A 24060-nucleotide genomic window follows, 5' to 3' on the forward strand; every position below is an offset into this window, starting at 1 on the left:
GAAGCATGCTGACTATGGCTACGATTCATGTAGACGGCAAAGAATATGAAGTTAACGGGGCTGATAACCTGTTAGAAGCCTGTCTTAATTTAGGCTTAGATATTCCTTATTTTTGCTGGCACCCAGCGCTGGGAAGCGTTGGCGCTTGCCGCCAGTGTGCGGTTAAGCAGTATCAAAATGCTGAGGATACCCGCGGTCGTTTAGTGATGTCTTGTATGACGCCAGCGACTGATGGCACGTTTATTTCTATTGATGACGAAGAAGCGAAGAAATTCCGCGAAAGCGTTGTTGAATGGTATATGACAAACCATCCTCATGACTGTCCAGTTTGTGAAGAAGGGGGTAACTGCCACCTTCAAGATATGACGGTAATGACAGGTCATACTATGCGTCGCTATCGCTTTACGAAGCGTACACATAGAAATCAAGATCTGGGGCCGTTTATTTCTCATGAAATGAACCGTTGTATTGCTTGTTACCGCTGTGTTCGTTACTACAAAGACTATGCTGATGGCACTGATTTAGGTGTTTTTGGTGCGCATAACAACGTTTTCTTTGGGCGTGTTGAAGATGGCACGTTAGAGAGCGAATTCTCGGGTAACTTGGTCGAAATTTGTCCGACAGGTGTATTTACTGATAAAACTCACTCATCACGTTATAACCGTAAGTGGGATATGCAGTTTGCACCAAGTATTTGCCAAGGTTGTAGCATGGGTTGTAACACAAGCCCGGGTGAACGCTATGGTGAATTACGTCGTATTGAAAACCGTTATAACGGAACTGTAAACCGCTATTTCCTCTGTGACCGTGGTCGTTTTGGCTATGGCTATGTGAACTTAGCAAGCAGACCTCGCCAACCTAAAAAACGTTTAGGTAGTAACTGGTTAGAGATCAGTGCGGTTCAAGCAACTCAAGCTGCTGCGGATATGCTGAAGAAAAGCCAGCGTATCGTCGGTATTGGCTCACCGCGTGCAAGTATCGAAAGTAACTTTGCATTACGTGAAGTTGTTGGTGCTGAAAACTTCTATAGCGGTATTTCTACATCAGAGCAGAAACGTTTGACATTAATGCTAGAGATTTTACAAAAAGGTGGCGTTCATACTCCATCTCTACGTGAAATTGAAGATTACGATGCGGTTTTAGTGTTAGGTGAAGATTTAACGCAAACCGGTGCTCGTATGGCATTGTCTGTGCGCCAAGCAGTGAAAGGCAAAGCGCGTGAAATGGCCGCTGCTCAAAAAGTCGCTGACTGGCAAATTGCTGCGATTATGAATATTGGGCAACGTGCGAAATATCCTCTGTTTGTAACTCATGTTGATGAAACTCGCCTTGATGATGTTGCTGCGTGGAGTTATCGCGCGCCTGTTGTTGATCAAGCTCGCTTAGGTTTTGCGATTGCCAATAATATTAACGGTGAAGCACCTGCGGTTGATGGTATCGATGACGCGCTGAATAAACATATCGAGATGGTTGTTCAAGCACTTTCTCAAGCAAAAAAACCATTAATTATCAGTGGTAGTCATGCCGGTAGTGAAGACGTTATTAAAGCTGCTGCCAACATTGCGTTTGCATTAAAAGCAAAAGGCAATGAAGTGGGGCTTTCTTTCGTTGCTGATGATGCAAACAGCATGGGTCTTGCCATGATGAATGCGCAACCTCTTGATGATGCGTTAAAAATCATGCGCAGTGGTCAAGCTGACACCGTTGTTATTATGGAAAACGATTTATATCGCCATTTTGACGCCGATATGATTGATGATGCGATTGCGAAAGTTGATAACTTAATTGTTATTGACCACCAGCAAACAGACATTATGGCGAAGGCACATTTGGTTCTCCCTGCTTCTTCGTTTGCTGAAAGCGACGGCACCATGGTGAGTCAAGAGGGCAGAGCACAGCGTTATTTCCAAGTATTCGAACCTTCTTTCTATAACAAAGAAGTCGTGATGCATGAAAGCTGGCGTTGGTTAAGTGCGATTGATTCACAATGGCATGAAAGAACACTGGATTGGACACAGTTAGACAATGTGATTGAGCATTGTGCGACACGCCTTCCTCAGTTTGCAGGCATTGTTGATGCTGCACCGAATGCATCATTCCGTATTCGTGGACAGAAACTGGCTCGTGAACCGCATCGTTATAGTGGTCGTACTTCTATGTTGGCAAATGTGTCTGTTCATGAACAGCGTCAACCAAAAGATATCGACACCCCATTTGCGTTCTCAATGGAAGGTAATAACAGCCCAACAGCACCTCGTCAGCAAATTCCATTTGCATGGGCGCCGGGTTGGAACTCACCTCAAGCATGGAATAAATTCCAAGCAGAAGTGGGTGGCAGCTTACGCTTTGGTGATCCGGGTGTGCGTCTAATTGAATGTGGTGATAGTACTCTTGGCTACTTCACGGATATTCCTGCGCCATTTAATGCACAGAAAAATCAATGGACTGTTGCACCTTGCTACCGTTTATTTGGTAGTGAAGAATTATCACAACGTGCAGAAGTTATCCAATCTCGTATGGAAACGGCTTATTTAACATTGAGCGAATCTGATGCACAAGCATTAGCGTTAACTCAAGGTCAGCAAGCCATGTTTACTTACGAAGGTCGTGAATTCACCTTACCTGTGAAAATCAGTGCTCACCTGACTCAAGGTCAAATTGGCTTGCCGTTAGGTATGGCAGGTATTTCTCCATCGCTGGTGGGTGTATCGGTTCGTCAACTGCGGGGTATTGCATAATGAGCTGGTTATCTCCTGAAGTTACAGAGATTTTACTCACCGTTCTAAAAGCCGTGGTGATCTTGCTTGTCGTGGTCACCTGTGGTGCTTTTATGAGTATGGGGGAACGCCGTTTACTGGGTTTATTCCAAAATCGTTATGGGCCTAATCGTGTAGGTTATGCAGGTTCAGCACAGCTAATTGCGGATATGATCAAAATGTTCTTTAAAGAGGACTGGATCCCAAAATTTGCTGACCGCTTTATCTTCACCATAGCACCAGTAATTGCGTTTTCATCTTTATTGCTGTCATTTGCCATTGTACCTGTCAGCTCAACATGGGTTGTTGCTGACTTAAACATCGGTATTTTATTCTTCTTGATGGTTGCGGGTATCGCGGTTTATGCCGTGTTATTTGCAGGTTGGTCAAGTAACAATAAATATTCATTGTTAGGTGCAATGCGTGCATCAGCACAAACCGTAAGTTATGAGGTATTTTTAGGACTCTCAATCTTAGGGGTTGTTGCTCAAGCAGGCTCTTTTAACTTGACAGATATTGTGAATTCACAAGCGAATATGTGGAATGTTATCCCACAATTCTTCGGCTTTATTACGTTTGCGATTGCCGGTGTTGCTGTTTGTCACCGTCATCCATTTGACCAACCAGAAGCAGAGCAAGAACTTGCTGATGGTTATCACATTGAATATTCCGGTATGAAATTCGGTCTGTTCTTTGTTGGTGAATATATCGGGATCGTTGCGGTATCAGGTCTTATCGTGACGTTATTCTTTGGTGGTTGGCAAGGTCCTTTCTTACCGTCATTCATTTGGTTTGCACTGAAAACAGGATTCTTCATGATGATGTTCATCCTTATTCGTGCTTCGTTACCGCGCCCGCGTTACGACCAAGTGATGTCTTTTGGTTGGAAAATTTGCTTACCGTTAACTCTTATCAATCTGCTGGTAACTGCTGCAGTGATACTTTACAACGCTCAATAAGGGGTGATTGAACCATGACTTTAAAAGAGTTATTGACTGGTTTCGGCACCCAGGTACGAAGCATTTGGATGATTGGCTTACACGCCTTCGCCAAACGTGAAACACAGATGTACCCGGAAGAACCTGTCAATGTTGCACCACGTTACCGTGGACGTATTGTATTGACGCGTGATCCCGATGGTGAAGAGCGCTGTGTTGCTTGTAACTTGTGTGCAGCAGTTTGTCCAGTTGGCTGTATTTCATTACAGAAAGCAGAACATGAAGATGGCCGTTGGTATCCGGAATTTTTCCGTATCAACTTTTCTCGCTGTATTTTCTGCGGTTTATGTGAAGAAGCTTGCCCAACAACGGCGTTGCAATTGACGCCTGATTTTGAAATGGGCGAGTTTAAGCGTCAGGATCTGGTTTATGAAAAAGACGATCTGTTGATTTCTGGACCCGGCAAATATCCTGAATATAACTTTTACCGTAAAACAGGTATGGCGATTAACGGCAAAGATAAAGGTGAAGCTGATGATGAAGCTAAACCTATCGATGTCAAAAGCCTGTTACCGTAAGGAGCGATATTCATGGAATTTGCATTTTACATCGCGGGACTGATTGCCATCCTTGCAACATTGAGAGTTATCACTCATACCAATCCAGTACACGCATTGTTGTACTTAGTGATTTCATTGATTGCACTCTCTGTGGTTTTCTTCTCGCTGGGCGCCTATTTTGCAGGTGCATTAGAAATCATCGTTTACGCTGGCGCCATTATGGTGTTGTTTGTTTTCGTGGTGATGATGCTCAACCTAGGTAAATCCGTCGTTGATCAAGAAAGAAAGTGGCTGCAACCGAAGTTTTGGATTGGACCAGCACTTTTATCTCTGATGCTATTAGTCGTGCTTATTTATGCAATTAGTAGTGTCACTCACGGTGAAATTACTGGAGAAATAATTGGCGCGAAAGAGGTCGGTATTAGCTTATTTGGGCCTTATATTCTGGCTGTTGAGTTAGCATCTGTTCTCTTATTGTCAGGGTTAATAGTTGCTTATCACATTGGTCGTGATCAGAGCCATGACGATCTCGTCGAAAACGACATCGTTGAAAACGAAAATGCAGGGGAGCAAAAATGATACCTCTTCAACATGGTTTGATCTTGGCTGCGGTACTGTTTGTGTTAGGTTTTACCTGCTTAGTACTTCGCCGCAACCTGTTGTTTATGTTGATCGGACTAGAAATTATGATTAATGCGGCTGCACTGGCATTTGTTGTCGGTGGTAGCTTTTGGGGTCAAACAGATGGTCAGATAATGTATATTCTGGCTATCAGCTTGGCGGCGGCAGAGGCAAGTATTGGTCTGGCATTGTTGTTACAGCTTCATAGACATCGCCAAAACATCAATATTGATACAGTCAGTGAGATGCGCGGATGAATATACTCTATTTAACCATTCTGCTACCACTGCTGGGATTTTTACTGCTCGCTTTCTCACGTGGTCGTTGGTCTGAAAACGTATCAGCATGGATTGGTACAGGTTCGGTTGGTTTATCGGCTTTAGTTGCACTTTGGGCAGGTATGGATTTCTTTGCCAATGGGCAAGAAACTTATGTTCTGACTTTATGGAATTGGATGTCAGCAGGGAATTTTAATATTCCGTTCACTCTGGTTCTTGACGGTCTTTCATTAACCATGCTGGGTGTTATTACGGGTGTTGGCTTCCTTATTCATATGTATGCATCGTGGTATATGCGTGGCGAAGAAGGGTATTCTCGCTTCTTTGCTTATACCAACTTATTTATCGCAAGTATGGTTGTTTTAGTACTGGCTGATAACATGATGCTGATGTATATGGGTTGGGAAGGGGTTGGTCTATGTAGTTACCTGTTAATTGGTTTTTATTATAGCAATCCAGCTAATGGCGCAGCAGCGATGAAAGCGTTTATTGTAACGCGTATCGGTGATGTGTTCTTAGCTATCGGTATGTTTATCCTGTTTGACCAATTAGGCACATTGAGCTTCCGTGAAATGGCAGTGCTTGCTCCTGAGCAATTAGCAGTAGGTTCAAGTGTCATTAACTGGGCAATGTTAATGGTATTAGGCGGTGCCGTAGGTAAATCTGCACAGCTTCCATTACAAACTTGGCTAGCCGATGCAATGGCAGGTCCAACACCGGTATCTGCATTAATTCACGCCGCAACCATGGTTACAGCGGGTGTGTACTTAGTGGCACGTAGCAATGCGCTATTCTTAATGGCACCAGAAGTACTGGAATTAGTCGGTATTATCGGTGCAGTTACATTAGTGCTAGCGGGTTTTGCAGCTTTAGTACAAACAGACATCAAACGTATTCTTGCTTATTCAACCATGAGCCAAATTGGTTATATGTTCTTGGCTTTAGGCGCTCAAGCATGGGATGCGGCAATTTTTCACTTAATGACTCACGCTTTCTTTAAAGCATTACTGTTCTTATCCGCAGGTTCGGTAATTGTAGCCTGCCACCACGAACAGAATATCTTTAAGATGGGCGGGTTACGTAAGAAGATCCCATTTGTTTATGCTTGTTTCTTAATTGGTGGTGGCGCATTAGCCGCATTACCACTGTTAACAGCAGGGTTCTTCAGTAAAGATGAAATCTTATGGGGTGCGTACTCAAACGGGCATTTTAATTTAATGCTAGCAGGGTTAATTGGTGCGTTATTTACGTCACTTTATACCTTCCGTTTGATTTTCATCGTATTCCATGGTGAAACCAAAACCGAAGCACATCAAGTTAAAGGTTTTACACATACTTTCCCATTAGCGGTATTAGCACTGTTATCAACGTTTATCGGTGCATTAATTACTCAACCGTTAGGTGCTGTTTTCCCTGAAGTAAATGCATCTCATGATGGTAAGTATGTGTTAGAAATACTTTCTGGTGTGGTAGCGATTGTAGGCGTTGCCATTGCAGCATGGTTATACCTGAAACAGCGTCAATGTGTTTCTAAGGTTGCCAATACTCGTACCGGTCGTTTCTTCTCAACATGGTGGTTCCATGCTTGGGGATTCGATGCACTGTATGAAGTGCTGTTTGTCAAACCTTATAAAGGGGCGGCGTGGCTTATCCAAAATGATCCTGTGAACCAATTCTTTAATTTATTTGGTTGCTTGCTTAAAGGCACCAATAAAGGATTAAGTTTCAGTGAAAATGGATTAGCACGTTGGTATGCGGCTTCTCTCGGTTTAGGTGCAGTGCTGGTTATCGCTCTGCTGCTTCTGGTTTAATTAAGGGACACATTGCGCCATGTTATTACCCTGGCTAATACTTATTCCCTTCATCGGTGGCCTGCTAAGTTGGCAGGCTGAACGAATCGGCTCGCAAGTTCCTCGCTGGGTTGCGTTGCTGACGATGGGATTAACACTCGTTATTTCTGTGCAACTATGGTTGCAAGGCGATTATCAACTACTCAGTGCTGATGGAGCGCCACGCTGGACAGAGTATTACTTTGTGCCGTGGATACCTGCATTAGGGATAAACATCCAGTTCGCACTTGATGGTATGTCATTGCTGATGGCTGTTTTAACCGCAATTTTAGGTATTTTAGCGGTACTCTCTTCGTGGAGTGAAAACCAACCATCACAAGGTGCTTTCCATTTTAACCTGCTGTGGATCTTAGCAGGTGTAATGGGAGTATTTTTAGCAACAGACTTGTTCTTATTCTTCTTCTTTTGGGAAATGATGTTGATCCCAATGTATTTCCTGATTTCTTTATGGGGACACAAAGGAAGTAGTGATAAAGCACACGTCAGTGCAGCAACGAAATTCTTTATCTATACGCAGGCAAGTGGCCTGTTAATGTTGCTGGCTATTATCGGTTTAGCGGTTGCTTTCTACCGTGAAACAGGTATTTGGACGTTTAGCTATGACACCTTATTACAAGCACACACCGTATTAAGTACTGAGCTACAATTTATCCTGATGTTAGGTTTCTTCGCTGCATTTGCGGTGAAAATGCCAATCGTTCCTGTTCATGGCTGGTTAGCCGATGCGCACGCAGAAGCACCAACAGCGGGTTCTGTTGACTTATCCGGTATTTTGTTAAAAACAGCAGCTTACGGTTTATTGCGTTTTAACTTACCACTATTTCCAGAAGCATCAGCATTGCTTGCTCCTGTGGCAATGTGGTTAGGTTTAATTACCGTATTTTATGCAGCACTACTGGCATTTCGTCAGACAGATATTAAACGTCTTGCGGCTTACAGTAGTATTTCTCACATGGGCTTTATCGTGATTGCGATTTATGCTGGCTCTGTATTGGCTTACCAAGGTGCTATCATTCAGATGATCACTAACGGCTTGTCAGCTGCAGGTCTATTTATCATGTGTGGCATGCTATATGAACGCTTAGGTACACGTGATATGAATCAAATGGGTGGATTGTGGAAAAGCATCCGTTTCTTACCAGCGTTTTCGCTGTTCTTTGCGGTCGCCTCTTTAGGTATGCCAGGAACAGGTAACTTCGTCGGTGAGTTTATGATCCTGTTTGGTACTTATGGCAACTTTAAGCTGATCACGATTATTTCGGTCTTTGGTTTAGTCTTTGCATCTGTTTACGCACTATGGATGATGCAACAGGCTTACTACGGTTCACCGAAAACAGCTGAAAGAACCTATAAAGGGTTGGATCTGAGAGAATTCTTTATCCTGATCACCTTGGTGGTTTTACTGGTTATTCTGGGCTTCTTCCCACAACCAGTATTAGACACTTCGGCATCAGCGATGGAAAATCTCCAGACTTGGTATTCCGCTTCTATTTCAACAGTAAGGCCGTAATTCGCCATGACAATAACTCCTGAACAATTGATCGCAATGCTACCGCTATTAATCGTCGGATTGACGGTGGTGGTTGTGATGCTGTCCATTGCGTGGCGACGCGATCATTTCACCATTGCCACTTTGACAGCAACGGGTTTCATTATTGCGTTGGGATCACTCTATTACGTTAATGCATTAGGCGTCGTTGACGTGACCACGCTTTACCATGTTGATGGATACTCTAGCTTCTTTACTGCGCTAGTTATTCTTTCTGGTATTGGTACTATCGCTTTTGCTTATCCTTGGTTAGAAGGCTATCAAGATAACAAAGAAGAGTTTTACTTGCTGATTTCGATTGCAGTAGTGGGGGGAATTTTACTCTCATCTGCTCATCATTTCGCATCGATGTTTATTGGTATTGAATTGCTGACATTGCCACTGTTTGGTCTTATCGGTTATGCATTCCAACAACGTCCATCACTGGAAGCGGGCATTAAATACATGTTGCTTTCAGCAGCTGCGTCTTCTTTTTTACTGTTTGGTATGGCACTTCTCTATGCAGAAGCAGGAAACCTTTCCTTTACTGCCATGGGACAAAGTTTAAGTGATAGCAATATCCATAAACCATTAGTGCTTGCAGGTTTAGGCATGATGCTGGTGGGAATTGGATTTAAATTATCTTTATTCCCATTCCAATTATGGACACCAGATGTTTACCAAGGTGCACCGGCACCAACAGGGGCATTCTTAGCCACAGCAAGTAAGATTGGTATTTTTGCGGTTGTGATGCGTTTATTCCTTGAAGCGCCTGCGGCAGATAGTGAAACTTTACGGATGATCTTAGGTTTCATGGCAATTGCCTCTATCCTGTTTGGTAACATTATGGCGTTAACGCAAAAAAGCGTGAAGCGCTTACTGGGTTACTCGTCGGTATCACATCTTGGTTATCTACTAGTAGCATTAATTGTATTGCAATACAGTCCTGTGCTGGCGCAAGAAACGGCTGAAATCTATTTAGCGGGTTACTTATTTGCAAGCTTAGGTGCATTTGGTGCAATCGCGGTAGCTTCAAGTCCTTATCGCGAAAGCGAAATGGATTCACTAGAGGATTACCGTGGATTATTCTGGCGCCGCCCTGTTGTTGCTGTGGTTATGTCTCTGATGATGTTATCACTGGCTGGTGTGCCAATTACCTTAGGGTTCATTGGTAAACTATATGTGATTATTGCAGGTATTAACTCAAGCTTATGGTGGTTAACCGGTATGGTCGTGTTAGGTAGTGCAATTGGTTTATTCTACTACCTACGCGCTGCTGCAATTGTCTTCTTACGTAAACCAGATAATGACAATACGCCTGCTATTGCAACAACATCACAAAATATGGCGACATTTGTTGCATTAATTTGTGCGATTGTTGTGATTGCATTAGGTGTATGGCCACAACCATTAATTGAATTGACGAATTTTGCGATTATTGCACCTGTAGCAAACTAATTGATAAAAAGCGTCTTCAAATATTAAAACGGCTCTTGTGATAGAGCCGTTTTTTTATCGATATATTTATTTATCATTCATTATTTTTTTATTATCACCATAGTATAAGGAGAAGTTATCTAAAAATAAGAATAGAGGAATGATAAAGTGTTCAGTTAATGAAATATTTTCTTTTAATTCGATGAGTTGATGTTGAATAACAAGCCAGTACTCGTTTAATAAAAGCATTTGATTAATGAATATTTTTAAAAAATGATCAATATCTGTTAAAGCGTAGTAATGTTTTAATTCAAAGAGAATATTTTGTTTCTTATTTTTTAACCTACTAATCTCCTTAATTTGCTTTAGATAAAGATCGGTTAATTGATGACGAGCATCAACAATATTTGTATAAGAAAAACCACTATCCAAAATAGAGAATAATTTTGAGAGTATATTAATTAATGTGTTTAGTATGTTTTTATCATTGACTTCAATATCGAGATTTTCAATGATCTCTTTAGAGGGGATAGAATTTGTGAAAAGATAGAGAAAACCTTTCTCATGTAAAATAATTTCGCTTTTTTGTATAATATCGAGTTCTTTCTTGGTTTCACTACAAATGTTATCTAAACTAATAAGCTCTTGTGTAAGTGAGTTAATTAATCTTTCTTTCTCTTTGATAGATGGCATGAGTTCATCAAGAATAAATTGTGTATTTAAATAGTCAATTTCTGAAGAGATAAATACACAGTGTTCAATAATAATACTAACCGTTTCATCAACTTCATTAGAATAGATATTTAATATACTTTTTTTTTCTTCTTCCAGTCTTATTTTTAGCTCAAGACTGATTTTATTGCTATCAATTTCATTGTTAATTTCGTTAATCGTTCTAAATGTTTCATTGAGTAATTTCTGTCGCAATCTGCTTTTTAATAATAGTGAAAAATAAATGATTTTTTCAATGTTTTTATTATTTCTTTCTAAGAAAAGTGTAATATTCCTATTCATTTTATCTTCTGTGTAACACTTGTTATTGCCCAAATAAAGGATGTTACGATAAGCATAAAATAATTTATTGTGTTCAAAGGGCGAATCTAATACTAAAGAGTTATCATTATTTTTCATAACAATTCCTTTTGTTAATTTGATGAGTAGAAAGAAGAGAGTGCATTATCAAAAGAAAGTAGAATTTCTTTAGAGTAACCAATAACCATATACCAAGGAGAAATAATTTTTTCAAAGTAAATACTAAATTTAATAAGTTCTAATGCGTTGTTTATTTTATTGAAATTGGCAAGAGAAACGTCTATTTCAGTTAATATTGCTTGCCAAACATATTCAATATGTTCAAGAGCCATATTCGTATCTTCAATAAGCTGTTCAATTTCTTCTAATTCAATATAAAAAGAGCTTAAGCAAAATGATAAACTGGTATACTTATCTATATTATCATTAAGTTTTTTTACCTTTTCAATTAATTCATTTTTCTTTTTGCGTACTTTCTCTGCTTTTGCTCCAAAAATACCCCCAGTAATAATGACACCAATAATACCTGCCGCAAGCCCTGTAAAAGCAAGTCCGACATAGTTTTTATACTCCTCTTTGAGTAATGAAATATCTTCAATAAGCAGGTCTCTCTCTTCAATAAGTGAGCTACGATCATTATTATAAAACTCATTCACAAATTTCTTTTTATTTAGAATTTCATGATATATTGAATGGTGTACCGTCTCTTTACTTTCCACTCCGCCAACAATTTTATTTCTAAATATTGATAAACTTTTTTTTATTTTTAATGTTTTCTTTTTCTCTGCTGTTATATCTTTTTTCATACTTTCTAATATATGAATAAGCTGAGTTGTTACTTGTTTATCTTGATCGCTATATTGGATTTGTTCTAATTCTTTATCTGAAAGATCGCTAACTAAAGTGCCAATTTTTACTAATAATGGCATTTGGTTAATAAATGATATTATTTTTTCACCCGTAGACGTGATTTCTCTACCCATAATTTCTAGATCTATTGCTTGCTGTTTTATATTGTACTCAATTTTATTCCACTCAAAAGCATGTTCACGCATTCTAACAAAAAGGGATAAGATATTATCCGGAGAGAGTTGAGGTACACTTATTTCATTATAACCAACAAAATCGATAACATCTTCTTGTGTGAAAGGAAGGGAAAGTGTTTTATTAACATAAGATTTTATTTTAATTAAATCATGTGAAGTAACTATGCCAGGTAATCGACCATTTTTGATACCCTTTCCTAATATTAAGCCGAGTGCAACTTTAGGGATATCCGGTGATTCAATAATTTGATCAACCTGTTCAAAGATGGTTGTATCCATATAACCTCTCTTATGTATAATGATTTTTTATCTATACAGCATGTTTTTAGAATGATTTGTTTACTATTTAGAATTTACAGATTAATGCTCCTACTTTGTAACATGAAAAATACAAAACTTTGATAAATGACAAAGGTTATAATTAATCAGTCCTTTGATAATTCTTATAGAGACGTATAATCTCCTTTTTAATTAGTTGTGGGTATTTGGAGTGGAAAAGGTTAATCCTGTGTTTTCGACACTGTACGAAAAAGTTAAAAAAATAAATCTGACAGCACAAGGTAATCTTTTACATTTGAAAGTCGCCTTGCCGTCAGATGTTTCGTTCTCATTGCTCTCATGGCTTGCTGCTCAGGTGTATTATCCGCAATTTTATTGGCAGCACCGCGATGAGAGTGAAGAAGTGGCAGTGTGTGGGCAATTATGTTGCTTTAATCATATTCAAGACGCTCGCCAATTTTTAGCAACGCATCAGTCTGGTCTAAATATTGATGATGTGCGTATTTGGGGCTTAAATGCGTGGGATACCATTATTCCTGGCCGTATAGATGAGATAAACGGGGATGATGCCTATCTTTTTTTACCTAGGATTGAAATTAGACGCCACCAGCAAGAGCTTTCTGTTCATTTAAATTTACTTGATGACGCTGATAAAAAAGACACCTTAGATTTTCTGCAAACATTAAATCAATCGCTAGATATTGAGCCTCTCTCTGTTTCTGTGACTCAAGTTAATCACTCTTTAACGCAAGAGCAGTGGACTCATTATCTTAATATTGCATTAGATGAAATTAACCAAGGCTTATTTGAAAAAGTGGTGCCAGCAAGGGCTACGTGCTTAACATTGGATAATCCACTTAAAGCTATTCAATTTATGAAAGCAAGTCGTGATGTCAATCATCATTGCTATCATTATATGTTGGCATTTTCACCTTCAGATGCCTTTATGGGATCAACACCTGAAAGATTATATAAACGTGATGAGTTGATGCTATATACCGAAGCGTTAGCAGGAACCGTAGCGAGTTCGGATAATGAGCAACAAGCAACAGTATTTGCAGATTGGCTGATGAATGACAAAAAAAATCAGCATGAAAATTTGGTTGTCGTTGATGATATTTGTCAACGATTACAAGGTGGTGTTGACGGTATTGATGTCTCTCCAGCTGATGTTATCCGCTTACGGAAAGTGCAGCATCTTCGTCGTTATATTCATGGAAAGTTAATTAATTCAAATGATATTGATTGTTTAAAACGATTACAGCCAACTGCGGCGGTGTGTGGATTACCAAGAAGTGTTGCACGCGCTTTTATTCGTAAACATGAGCCTTTTGAGCGCCGTTGGTATGCTGGATCCGCTGGGTATTTATCGCTTCCTCATGCAGAATTTGCAGTAAGCTTGCGTTGCGGTGAGTTGCATGATGATACCTTGACGCTATATGCGGGTGCGGGTGTTGTGGCCGACTCTGATCCACAGCAAGAGTGGGTAGAAATTGAAAATAAAGCGGCAGGTTTACGAACGTTGCTGGAAAAAGAGAGTTAATTTTCTACCGAAAATCGGAGTTAAAATAAATAGCATCAGCAATAATAATCATAATTTGATGAGTATTTTTTAAGCCAGTTATTTAGTGCTACTCTTCAAATAACCACTGCTAGTTGTTAATTAATTGATGCTATTCTTTAGCTCTGTAGCGTTATTTATTCTTATTCTTAATGATAAAAAAGAGCGCTTTGAAAATAAGGCGGACAATTTGCCTAAATAATGCACTCTTTGAGTGTTTTCTTTAACGATTTATTTAACGAAAACTTCTGTTCATTGAACTAGGCTAAGGAAAAGTATTTAGGAACAGATATTATAATAGCAATTGCAGGTTTTCGTTGTTGGGATGATCAATGTCTAATAGTTCGTTTAATCGCCAATGGGCTAAAGTTATACTCGAAACTTTGACTCGTCATGGTTTACGCCATATCTGTATCGCACCTGGATCTCGTTCGACTCCTTTAACACTTGCAGCTGCCGCTAATCAAAAATTAATATGTCATACGCATTTTGATGAACGTGGGCTTGGGCATTTAGCCTTGGGATTAGCAAAAGCGTCAAAAGAGCCTGTGGCGGTGATTGTGACATCAGGTACCGCTGTCGCTAATTTGTATCCGGCATTAATTGAAGCGGGATTAACGGGGGAGCGTGTTATCTTTTTAACCGCAGACCGACCGCCCGAATTAATTGATTGCGGTGCAAATCAAGCTATCCGTCAGCAAGGTATCTTTGCAACACATCCTTCACAAACACTCTCTTTACCACGACCGACAACGGATATTCCCGCAAGTTGGCTAGTTTCTACACTTGATAATGCGATGAATACATTGGTTCATGGCGCATTACACGTTAATTGTCCTTTTGCTGAACCGTTATATGGTGATGATGTTGAAACATCAACGCCATGGACTGAGGCTTTAGGAAATTGGTGGAAAAATGATAAACCGTGGTTACAAGAAACTCGTTTTAACGCCGTTTCAACACATCCTCAATGGAATGAATTACGTCAGAAAAAAGGTGTTGTGATCGCTGGGCGTATTAGCCCAGAAGAAGGAAGGGAAGTCGCAAAATGGGCATCACAATTAGGTTGGCCTTTATTAGGTGATGTATTGTCCCAAACTGGACAACCGCTACCTTGTGTCGATTTATGGTTGAATAACTCGCAAGCAAAATCAGAACTCAATAACGCCGAAATCGTTATTCAATTTGGCTCAAGCTTAACAGGTAAACGTTTATTGCAATGGCAAGTGGGATGTTCTCCCAACGCTTATTGGATTGTTGACCCTATTCCAGGACGCTTAGATCCCGGGCATCATCAAGGTGAAAAATTTACATTATCACCCATGCAATGGTTAAGGGCGCATCAGGCTGTTGATAATTTACCTTGGACTAAAGCATTAACAGGTATCGCTACACAAACCTATCAAAAGGTAAGTGAAATAACGAATTATTTTGGTGAAGCGCAAGTTGCACATCAATTAGATAAATTACTTCCTAGTGATGGACAGTTATTTGTTGGCAATAGTCTGATTGTTAGATTAATCGATGCATTTGCTCAATTACCACAAGGTTATCCTGTAATGAGTAACCGAGGTGCAAGTGGTATTGATGGTTTGATTTCAACCTCTGCGGGTGTTCACCGCGCGACAAAAAAGCCAACATTAACAATTTTGGGCGATTTATCGGCACTGTATGATCTGAATAGCTTAGCGTTACATCAACAAGTTTATGCGCCTAATGTTATTATCGTGGTGAATAATAATGGTGGACAAATATTTTCTATGTTACCCACGCCAGAGGCAGAGCGAGAACGTTTTTACTGTATGCCTCACTCATTAAATTTCAAACATGCAGCCGCAATGTTTGGCTTGCATTATGTATCACCAACAAGTTGGGATGCATTGTTAACGACTGTTCAGGAATGCTGGACAGGGGCGCCAACAACGACATTAATTGAATTAATTGTTGATGATACTGATGGTGCAAAAACATTAAATCAGCTGGTAAAACAGGTAACATCTCATGACTTTAGCATGTCAGCGATATAATACCCATAACGAAGGGCCTTGGTTAGTTTGGTTGCATGGGCTATTAGGTGAAGGTTGTGAATGGGAGTCTGTCATTCAGGCTTGCCATGAATATCCATCACTTGTGATTGATTTGCCTCGTCATGGTGGTTCTGCATCTATCAGCGCGAAGGATTTTGTTGAAGTTAGTACATTACTAACAGACACATTAAAAGAGCAACATATTGATCATTATTGGTTAATTGGTTACTCGTTAGGTGGCAGGATCTCGATGTATCATGCATGTTTTGGTGATACAACAGGATTAATGGGATTGATTGTAGAAGGTGGCAACCCAGGTTTATATGATGCAACAGAAAGGCAAAGTCGCATTGCACATGATAAACGTTGGGCTGAGCGTTTTCGTAATGAACCTATTTGTGATGTATTAACACAATGGTATCAACAACCCGTGTTTGCTGATCTTAGTGACAAAAACCGACGATTATTGGTTGAAAAACGTCGTCATAATGCGGGGTTTTGTATTGCAGAAAGTTTAGAGATGCTTTCTTTAGGCCATCAGCCTTGGTTAGTCTCTGAATTGCAGCAACTCACTTTGCCATTTATTTGGCTTTGTGGTGAGAAAGATAGAAAATTTCAAGCGATAGCGCAGCAATATTCGCTACCATTAACGACTATCCCGCAAGCTGGGCATAATGCGCATCAGGCACAGCCAGCGGCTTATGCTGCGGTGATAAATCATGTTTTATCCCTCTTTGGTTAAAGGAACCTAATTATGCTTTACCCGAGCGAAGAAAAGTTATATGCACCGATTGAATGGTTAGATTGTTCTGAAGGTTTTGAAGATATTCTCTACCATAAATCAGTCGATGGTATTGCAAAAATTACGATTAACCGCCCGCAAGTGCGTAATGCTTTCCGTCCTTTGACAGTGAAAGAGATGATCCAAGCATTAGCTGATGCACGTTATGATGACACAATTGGTACTATCATTTTAACGGGTGCGGGTGAAAAAGCATTCTGTGCGGGTGGTGACCAAAAAATTCGTGGTGACTACGGTGGATATCGCGATGATAGCGGTACACATCACCTAAACGTGTTGGATTTCCAACGCCAAATCCGTACTTGTCCGAAACCGGTTGTGGCAATGGTCGCTGGTTATTCTATTGGTGGTGGTCATGTGCTTCATATGATGTGTGACTTAACTATCGCGGCAGAAAACGCTATCTTTGGTCAAACAGGCCCTAAAGTGGGTTCTTTTGATGGTGGCTGGGGTGCTTCTTATATGGCCCGTATTGTTGGTCAAAAGAAAGCACGCGAAATTTGGTTCTTATGCCGTCAATATGATGCAAAAGAAGCATTAGAGATGGGTTTGGTTAACACTGTTGTTCCTTATGCTTCTCTTGAAAAAGAAACCGTTCGTTGGTGTCGTGAAATGCTTGAAAATAGCCCAATGGCATTACGTTGCTTGAAAGCAGCATTAAATGCTGATTGTGATGGTCAAGCAGGTCTGCAAGAATTAGCCGGTAATGCAACTATGCTGTTTTATATGACGGATGAAGGTCAAGAAGGTCGCAATGCCTTTAACGAAAAACGTCAACCTGATTTCTCTCGATTTAAACGTAACCCATAATGAGAAACGCCAAACTCTATTCATTCAGCCTACCTGTAGATGCAGGCGTTGTTCTGCGCTATCAAAGGCTAAAAACGCGTGATGGTTTTCTTGTCTGTTTAGAGCAAAATGGCAAACAAGGATGGGGTGAAATTTCACCTCTTCCTGAGTTTAGCCGTGAAACTTTAGAGCAAGCACAAGCATCAGCGCAATCTTGGTTAACTGCGTGGTGTGCGGGGGAAAACCCAGAGCACAGTGAACTGCCAAGCGTGGCATTTGGCCTAAGTTGTGCATTAGCAGAGCTTGAAGGCACATTGCCACTAGAGGCAAACTATCGCGCGGCACCTTTATGTAATGGCGACCCTGATGATTTGATTTTAAGCCTTAATGATATGGAAGGTGAGAAAGTCGCTAAAATCAAGGTGGGATTATATGAAGCGGTACGTGATGGAATAGTTGTTAACCTGCTATTAGAAGCCATTCCAGACTTAAAATTAAGATTGGATGCGAACAGAAGCTGGACACCAGCTAAAGCAGAAGGATTTGCGAAGTATGTAAACCCTGCATGGCGCGATCGCATTGCATTCTTAGAAGAGCCTTGTAAAACACCAGAAGAGTCGCTGGCTTTTTCGCAAGCAACAGGAATTAATATTGCTTGGGATGAAACAGTACGAGATGACGGGTTTGAAATAAAACCACAACCTGGTGTTACTACCATTGTGATAAAACCCACACTGGTGGGAAGCCTTGAACGTTGTCGCTCTTTAGTTGAGCAAGCACATGCTTTAGGGCTTGATGCTATTATTAGTTCAAGCATTGAAAGTAGCTTTGGGCTTACTCAATTAGCAAGAATTGCACAATGGTTAACGCCAAATAGTATTCCAGGACTGGATACCGTTGATTTAATTAAGCAGCAGCTTATTCGTCCTTGGCCAGATGTGGATATTCCGCTTATCTCTCTTGAACAGCTAGAGACTGTATGGCAACAGTAGCTCCATTTAAACAATGGCCGTGGCATCACTGGGCACAATTAAGCCCAAATGAAACGGCCATCATTTCAGGTGATTTACCTATTACATGGCAACAATTAAGTTGTCATATTAATCAATTAGCAAAACATTTTATTAAGCAGGGTGTTAATACCCAAAGCACAGTATTGTTACGTGGCAAAAATCATATCAATCTTGTTTTTACACTACTCGCTATTTTTCAATGTGGTGCGAAGGTTTTACCTCTAAATCCACAACTTCCTAAGTCCTTATTAGATGATTTACTGCCCCATTTAAACATTGATTTTTATGCTGATCTGAGTGAATCAATACAGGATCTAGAGGCTACCTTGCTTGATCTTAATGGTGTTGAGTTTGATAACAGATCACGCCAGCATAAAAATGAAATTTGGGATATATCATGGGCGCCTTCTCGTATGGCGACACTGATCTTGACCTCTGGATCATCTGGCTTACCTAAAGCTGCTGTACATACATTTGAAGCACATCTTTGTAGCGCTGAGGGTGTTCTATCATTAATACCTTTTGAAAAAAATGATAGCTGGCTGCTCTCTTTACCTCTATTTCATGTATCTGGGCAAGGTATTCTTTGGCGTTGGTTGTTACGTGGTGCAACGCTAGTGGTACGTGATATGCATCCTTTTAAAAAAGCGCTACAAGGTTGCACTCATGCTTCTTTAGTACCTACTCAACTTTGGCGTTTCTTGCAAAATAGTACTCAACAAGATAATCAGCAGCCTACTACCTTAAGATCTGTTTTATTAGGTGGAGCGATGATCCCTATTGAGTTAACACAAGATGCAGAACATCGTGGAATTCAGTGTTGGTGTGGTTATGGAATGACAGAAATGGCTTCTACTATTTGTGCAAAGCGTGCAGATGGTAAAGCAGGAGTAGGACTTCCACTAAAAGGCAAAGAAGTTAGGTTAGTGGATGATGAACTCCAGATAATGTCTGACAGTGTTGCGCTGGGGTATTGGTTTGACAGTAAATTAAAACCGCTATCGCTTACGGCTGATGGCTGGTATTCAACACGAGATAAAGGCTGTTTTAGTGCAGGCGAGTGGTGTGTTTTAGGCCGTTTAGACAATCTTTTTTTCAGTGCGGGTGAAGGAATTCAGCCAGAAGATATTGAAAAAATCCTTAATACACATCCAAGTGTTAGCCAATCTTTTGTTGTTCCTATCGATGATGCTGAATTTGGACAACGCCCAGTCGCAGTTGTGGATGCTGATATTGAAATAATCAATCAATTACCACAGTGGTATCACTCCCAATTAGCCGGATTTCAACGACCTGTTGCTTGCTTACAACTTCCTGAAAGTCTTAAAAATGGGGGAATAAAAATCTCCCGTAAACAAGTGCAAGAATGGGTGAAAGGGCAATTGTTAAGTTGATATTTATTTTTCACATTTTCTCTCAAAATCTATATTGTTAATGTAAAGCGTCGATAAAGAGGGGGGATAGTGAACAGGTTTCTTATGAGAAAGGCGCCCGAAGGCGCCTTATTGTTTTGCCGAGTTGCTCACAAGGCTTCTTATTATGCAGTTACTTAGCTTCTGCTTTTGCTAAAGCTTTCATTGCTTTTTCAACACCAGCGCCATATTCAGGATGGACTTTCTTAAATAAGGCAATTTGGCGTTTTTGTGTATCTTTACTTGCTTGGATTAATTCACCCGCGATGCGAGCAAACATACGTTGATGCTCTTCATCACTCAGTAATTCATACAGTGCACGAGGTTGGCTGAAATAATCTTCGTCTTCACGATGGTTCCAGTGATCTGCCGCACCTTCAATCGATAATGGTGGCTCTTTAAAATTAGGCTGTTCTTGGAACATACCGCCATTATTTGGCTCATAAGTAATACCGCTACCACTATTGCCATCAACACGCATTGCACCATCACGATGATAATTATGGAATGGACATTTTGGTGCATTAACTGGGATCTGATGATGGTTAACACCTAAACGATAACGATGAGCATCACCGTAAGAGAATAGGCGGCCTTGTAGCATCTTATCTGGAGAGAATCCGATACCAGGAACAATGTTAGCAGGACTAAATGCTGCTTGTTCAACATCAGAAAAATAGTTCTCAGGATTACGGTTTAACTCAAAGTAACCCACATCAATTAATGGATAATCCGCATGAGGCCAAACTTTGGTTAAATCAAAAGGATTATAAGGTACAGTTGATGCTTCTTTTTCTGGCATCACTTGAATTTGTAAATTCCAACGTGGGAAATCACCGCGCTCAATAGCATCAAATAAGTCACGCTGTGAACTTTCTCTGTCTTGACCTACGAGGGTTTGTGCTTCATCGTCCATAAGGTTTTTAATGCCTTGTTGGCAACGGAAGTGGAATTTAACCCAAAAACGCTCATTATCTTTATTAATAAAGCTGTAGGTATGGCTACCAAAGCCGTGAATAAAGCGGTAGCTTTGTGGTAAACCACGGTCACTCATATCAATGGTTAATTGATGTAATGCTTCAGGTAAATGAGAGAAGAAGTCCCATTTATATGCCATATTGCGTAGGTTAGTTTTAGGGTCGCGTTTTACAACGTGGTTTAAGTCAGGGAATTTCAGCGCATCACGAAGATAGAAAACAGGGGTATTGTTACCCACCATATCCCAGTTACCTTCTTCAGTGTAAAATTTTAATGCAAAACCACGAATGTCACGTTCTGCATCTGCGGCACCTCTTTCACCAGCAACTGTTGAAAAGCGAGCAAACATTTCTGTTTTTTTGCCCACTTTAGAGAAAATTTTAGCGCGAGTATATTGTGTAATATCGTGAGTAACTTTAAATGTGCCAAAAGCGCCTGAGCCTTTTGCGTGCATACGTCTTTCAGGAATAACTTCACGATCAAAGTGAGCAAGTTTCTCTAGAAACCAGACATCTTGAAGCAACATTGGGCCACGAGGGCCTGCGGTCATTGAGTTATTATTGTCTACAACAGGTGCACCAGACGCCGTTGTTAGCTTTTTCTTTTCCATCACATATCTCCAGTTTATGAAATAGTAAACGTTCTAAAAAAATAGCATGTGTGAATAAAACGAAGCAAACAGCCTTATACTTATTATGGTTAATATTGACTGCAATTCCACTTTAACAATATTGACCTCATTAATAAAACCAATTAGACCAATAATATTGATAGTCGTAACTTATTTACATAGATTGAAAATTCTACAGATTAGCTTTCAATTTTGACTCAAATTGTTTAATAAATTTGTTGTATAATTATAAGTTAGGACAATTATTTGCTGGGGTAATAACAATGAAAAAATATTTATTGGTCGGCGCTATAAGTACACTATTTATGGCGGCAAATGCCAATGCAGTCTCAATGAATATTCAAGCAGGCAAACACTACACTGATGTTCGTGCAGGACTAGGTGATCCTAATGCGGGCCTTTCGTTTAATGGTAACTGGGCACGTAGCGATCATGATGGTCAATTAGGTAGCCTTGGTGCAAAATTTGCACTCCCTTTAGGTCCTTTTTCAGCAAGTGTTGGTGGTAAAGCACTCTATTTATCACCAAAAAATGGTGATGATGGCGCTGCTTTAGCAGGCGGTGTTGGACTTAACTGGGATGTTTTACCCTCTTTAAGTGTTTATGGTGAGGCTTATGGCTCTCCTGAAGGATTAACGTCTGGTAGCAAATCTTATTATGAAGCCGATGTGGGCGCACAATTAACAGTGTTTAAACCATTGCATGTCAATGCAGGTTATCGTGTGATTGAAATCGAAAACTCACATAATAGAAGTAATAATAAATTAGCTGATGGTTTCTATGTTGGTGCAGGTTTAAGTTTCTAAGCAAAACTTGCAGTAACGTTAAATAAAAAGCAGGTGTTGAAACAATCAACACCTGCTTTTTTGTTGTCTGTATAAAAAAATGATTAACCGACTTGAGGCAATAAACCAAAAGTGATGGCGACTTGAATACCGATCACAACTAAGCCACAAGTAAAGACAACGGCTAATGCACCTTTTCCACCCTTGACTTTGTATTTATCAGTGCTGTGTTGCTCTTGTCTTACTTTCCAAACTAATAAAGCAGGTAGTAGCAGTGCCAAAATAGATAATGCAATGGCAGCATAAGCTAATGCTTGTACAAAGTTAGGAAAATAAAGAGCACAAAGTAAAGGTGGAACGAATGTTAATAAGCTTGACTGCATACGACCTGTTGCACGATTACTACGTTTAAATAGGTCAGCAAGATAATCAAATAAGCCTAGTGCAACACCAAGGAAGGATGTAGCTAATGCCAATGCGGCAAATAGGTTTACCGCAATATTGACGCGAGGCGTTGCAACGACATCGCGGATAGCGGTAAGTAGGCCATTTAAACCTGATTGTTGCGCCATAATTCCCATAAAGGTATTTGTAGGAATGGCTCCTAATGTGGCAATTTGCCATAAAATATAGGCAACAAGAGGGATCGCACTACCAGTAATAAAGATAATACGTAACTTTCTAATATCACCATTCATATAACTTACAATACTTGGCACGCTACCGTGAAAACCAAATGAAGTAAAAATAACAGGAATAGCAGAAAGAATAAGCCCTTGAGCGACAGGCATTGACGTTAAATTGACGCTTTCAACGTGAGGTAACATCACAACCAGCATAAAGATTAAGAAGAAAACTTTTGCTGTAAATAGCAGTCGATTGATCATATCAACTGATGTGGTACCAATACCCACCACAGCACCGCCAATCACTGTAAAGATAATAATACCTTGTGTGACAGAGAGTTCATGACCAATCCATGAAGATAGGGTAGATGAAAGCAATTCACCAGCACCGCTAATATAAGCTGTCGTCAATGCATACATCAATAAGAGTAGAGCAAGTCCAGTGATCACTTGACCACCAACACCAAGATAACGCTTAGCAATTGAACCAAGACCAGTATGAGGATCGTTGTATTGATAAACTTCCACTAGCAAGAGTGCGGTATAACTCATTAATAACCACAGTCCTACGAGTAATAGCATAATAGTACCAAAGCCAATACCCACCGCAGCCAGTGGCATTGCCAACATGCCTGCCCCAATTGTTGTTCCTGCAACAATAAAAACACTACCTATAGTGCGATTTTTCACTAAGTCCTCTGCTTGCTTGCTATTTTATTTATATAAAATGCAGAGTATAAGAATGGTAAATATCTGTCAAATTTTAATTACGTATGCTGTAATTATATCTTTACAGAAAATAAAGTGTGAATAAAAAAACGCCAATTAATAAATATCAATTGGCGCTTAAAAGAGGGATTAATTAAGGATATTAATCGTCAAGCTCTACCATTCGTCTTATCTGATCGCGATTAATTTGTTTCAATTGCCCAGTTTCTGCGTCTTTATAGGTAATTAATCCAGTTTTTTCATCTTCTTGGGGTTTATCTGTTGTTAAAATCGTTTCCCCATTTACTGTTTCTATTTTTTGTGGAGTTGAACAACCCGCAACTAATAAAAGTGATGTAGAGATAGCAACAACTGAGAAAATAGAACTTAATTTCATAATATT

At 40.0% G+C, this 24060-nt stretch carries 20 protein-coding genes; 15 read left to right on the forward strand and 5 right to left on the reverse strand.

The genetic code is table 11. From position 1 onward, the window contains the following. The first annotated feature begins 5 nt into the window (after positions 1–5). From nuoG to nuoN, 8 genes are read left to right on the forward strand one after another with little or no spacing between them, the layout of a single operon-like run. The gene (nuoG, locus tag ABN217_RS00330; RefSeq protein ID WP_349458949.1) at positions 6–2738 is read left to right on the forward strand and encodes an NADH-quinone oxidoreductase subunit NuoG; all 2733 of its coding nucleotides are present in this window, start codon (positions 6–8) and stop codon (positions 2736–2738) included. Next, positions 2738–3715 (forward strand): NADH-quinone oxidoreductase subunit NuoH, encoded by a 978-nt coding sequence (nuoH, locus tag ABN217_RS00335; RefSeq protein WP_006533300.1) that lies wholly within the window; start codon positions 2738–2740, stop codon positions 3713–3715. The genes nuoG and nuoH overlap by 1 nt, the downstream gene beginning before the upstream one ends. Positions 3716–3729: 14 nt before the next feature. Beyond that, the gene (gene nuoI, locus ABN217_RS00340; RefSeq protein ID WP_036935576.1) at positions 3730–4272 is read left to right on the forward strand and encodes an NADH-quinone oxidoreductase subunit NuoI; all 543 of its coding nucleotides are present in this window, start codon (positions 3730–3732) and stop codon (positions 4270–4272) included. 12 nt (positions 4273–4284) lie between these two features. Beyond that, positions 4285–4833, forward strand: a complete 549-nt coding sequence (gene nuoJ, locus ABN217_RS00345; protein WP_072068604.1) for an NADH-quinone oxidoreductase subunit J — start codon at positions 4285–4287, stop codon at positions 4831–4833. Continuing rightward, positions 4830–5132 carry an NADH-quinone oxidoreductase subunit NuoK gene (nuoK, locus tag ABN217_RS00350; protein ID WP_023581731.1) on the forward strand — a complete coding sequence of 101 codons (303 nt, stop codon included), beginning with the start codon at positions 4830–4832 and terminating at the stop codon, positions 5130–5132. Before nuoJ ends, nuoK begins: the two co-directional genes overlap by 4 nt. After that, positions 5129–6964: an NADH-quinone oxidoreductase subunit L gene (gene nuoL / locus ABN217_RS00355; RefSeq protein ID WP_196553761.1), complete on the forward strand. Its 1836-nt coding sequence runs from the start codon at positions 5129–5131 to the stop codon at positions 6962–6964. The genes nuoK and nuoL overlap by 4 nt, the downstream gene beginning before the upstream one ends. Positions 6965–6983: 19 nt before the next feature. After that, positions 6984–8513: an NADH-quinone oxidoreductase subunit M gene (nuoM, locus tag ABN217_RS00360; protein ID WP_349439175.1), complete on the forward strand. Its 1530-nt coding sequence runs from the start codon at positions 6984–6986 to the stop codon at positions 8511–8513. A gap of 6 nt (positions 8514–8519) precedes the next feature. Beyond that, positions 8520–9989, forward strand: a complete 1470-nt coding sequence (gene nuoN, locus ABN217_RS00365) for an NADH-quinone oxidoreductase subunit NuoN (RefSeq protein ID WP_072068601.1) — start codon at positions 8520–8522, stop codon at positions 9987–9989. Positions 9990–10055: 66 nt separating this feature from the next. On the opposite strand, the gene ABN217_RS00370 is transcribed toward nuoN, so the two are convergent. Next, positions 10056–11099 carry an alpha-xenorhabdolysin family binary toxin subunit B gene (locus ABN217_RS00370; RefSeq protein WP_349458951.1) on the reverse strand — a complete coding sequence of 348 codons (1044 nt, stop codon included), beginning with the start codon at positions 11097–11099 and terminating at the stop codon, positions 10056–10058. 14 nt (positions 11100–11113) lie between these two features. Further along, entirely contained in the window at positions 11114–12325 is a 1212-nt protein-coding gene (locus tag ABN217_RS00375; protein WP_196553758.1) for an alpha-xenorhabdolysin family binary toxin subunit A, read from the reverse strand. A 211-nt stretch (positions 12326–12536) separates the two neighbouring features. On the opposite strand from ABN217_RS00375, the gene ABN217_RS00380 reads away from it, so the two are divergent. From ABN217_RS00380 to menE, 6 genes are all read left to right on the forward strand, one after another. Then, entirely contained in the window at positions 12537–13868 is a 1332-nt protein-coding gene (locus tag ABN217_RS00380; RefSeq protein ID WP_349440615.1) for an isochorismate synthase, read from the forward strand. 350 nt (positions 13869–14218) lie between these two features. Beyond that, positions 14219–15913, forward strand: coding sequence for a 2-succinyl-5-enolpyruvyl-6-hydroxy-3-cyclohexene-1-carboxylic-acid synthase (gene menD / locus ABN217_RS00385; RefSeq protein WP_349458952.1), 1695 nt, complete (start codon positions 14219–14221; stop codon positions 15911–15913). Next, the gene (menH, locus tag ABN217_RS00390; RefSeq protein WP_349458953.1) at positions 15888–16655 is read left to right on the forward strand and encodes a 2-succinyl-6-hydroxy-2,4-cyclohexadiene-1-carboxylate synthase; all 768 of its coding nucleotides are present in this window, start codon (positions 15888–15890) and stop codon (positions 16653–16655) included. Before menD ends, menH begins: the two co-directional genes overlap by 26 nt. 12 nt (positions 16656–16667) lie before the next feature. Beyond that, complete coding sequence (gene menB, locus ABN217_RS00395) at positions 16668–17525, forward strand: 1,4-dihydroxy-2-naphthoyl-CoA synthase (RefSeq protein WP_036935597.1); 858 nt, start codon at positions 16668–16670, stop codon at positions 17523–17525. Continuing rightward, positions 17525–18496 (forward strand): o-succinylbenzoate synthase, encoded by a 972-nt coding sequence (gene menC / locus ABN217_RS00400; protein ID WP_196553754.1) that lies wholly within the window; start codon positions 17525–17527, stop codon positions 18494–18496. The genes menB and menC overlap by 1 nt, the downstream gene beginning before the upstream one ends. Next, positions 18484–19911, forward strand: coding sequence for an o-succinylbenzoate--CoA ligase (menE, locus tag ABN217_RS00405; protein ID WP_197269025.1), 1428 nt, complete (start codon positions 18484–18486; stop codon positions 19909–19911). The genes menC and menE overlap by 13 nt, the downstream gene beginning before the upstream one ends. A gap of 151 nt (positions 19912–20062) precedes the next feature. Here menE and ABN217_RS00410 read toward each other — a convergent pair whose 3' ends face one another. Beyond that, the gene (locus ABN217_RS00410; RefSeq protein WP_072068593.1) at positions 20063–21517 is read right to left on the reverse strand and encodes a catalase; all 1455 of its coding nucleotides are present in this window, start codon (positions 21515–21517) and stop codon (positions 20063–20065) included. Between the two features lie 284 nt (positions 21518–21801). On the opposite strand from ABN217_RS00410, the gene ABN217_RS00415 reads away from it, so the two are divergent. After that, positions 21802–22344 (forward strand): YfaZ family outer membrane protein, encoded by a 543-nt coding sequence (locus ABN217_RS00415; protein ID WP_349439168.1) that lies wholly within the window; start codon positions 21802–21804, stop codon positions 22342–22344. 83 nt (positions 22345–22427) lie between these two features. Here the strand turns inward: ABN217_RS00415 and tyrP are convergent, their stop codons facing one another. Both tyrP and ABN217_RS00425 read right to left on the reverse strand, forming a co-directional pair. Next, on the reverse strand, positions 22428–23639 hold the full coding sequence (tyrP, locus tag ABN217_RS00420; protein WP_196553751.1) for a tyrosine transporter TyrP: 1212 nt from the start codon (positions 23637–23639) through the stop codon (positions 22428–22430). A gap of 181 nt (positions 23640–23820) precedes the next feature. Continuing rightward, on the reverse strand, positions 23821–24054 hold the full coding sequence (locus tag ABN217_RS00425; RefSeq protein ID WP_196553750.1) for a YgdI/YgdR family lipoprotein: 234 nt from the start codon (positions 24052–24054) through the stop codon (positions 23821–23823). Positions 24055–24060: the final 6 nt, after the last annotated feature.

It is taken from the genome of Proteus sp. fly-1067 (genome assembly GCF_040139345.1).
Taxonomy (GTDB): Bacteria; Pseudomonadota; Gammaproteobacteria; order Enterobacterales; family Enterobacteriaceae; genus Proteus; species Proteus vulgaris_B.